We start from the raw sequence: 459 nt of genomic DNA, 5'->3' as shown, positions 1-459 counted from the left end.
TGCAGTGAAGAACTCTGCCGACACTTTTCTTGCCAATGGTTCCATATCACTCAGTCGTAGAGTGGCTCCTGCACTCCCCTCATACACCTCTCCAAAAAAGAAATCTCTCTTACGCATTAGACTTTGCCTCCTTTAATCGCTTGCTGGGTCAGCTTGATCCAGTTCAACGGGTTTTCACAGTCAACATGGTTGCCAGCGGCACCAACTACCGTTTTGTATGCCTCCGAGCCTGCCGCTGTGTGTACTGCCAGCATAAACGAAAACATAGGGTCATTTTGCATGGTGCCAATCATCATTGCACTGGAAGTGTCTTTGAGCTGGCAGTTTTCAACCCGCAGATTGAGTACATCTTTTGCCACCATCTTACAGTCGGGACACACCTTCTCAAGGTTCTTGAGCTTTGCGTCGTCATTGAGCACATCAGGAGCCGCGATGGCAGTACCGGCCATACACAGCCCC

Annotated in this window: 1 protein-coding gene; it reads right to left on the bottom strand. The window is 49.9% G+C overall.

Annotation, left to right across the window (positions count from 1 at the left end; genetic code table 11):
* Positions 1–116 precede the first annotated feature (116 nt).
* Positions 117–459 (bottom strand): hypothetical protein (locus BHE89_RS20535; protein WP_286146390.1); only part of this gene is annotated, 343 nt, incomplete at its 5' end.

Source organism: Shigella sp. FC1967, assembly GCF_001743005.1.
GTDB lineage: Bacteria > Pseudomonadota > Gammaproteobacteria > Enterobacterales > Enterobacteriaceae > Proteus.
Note: the sequence above shows the minus strand (reverse complement) of the source record. Positions and strands in the feature narration are given on the sequence as shown.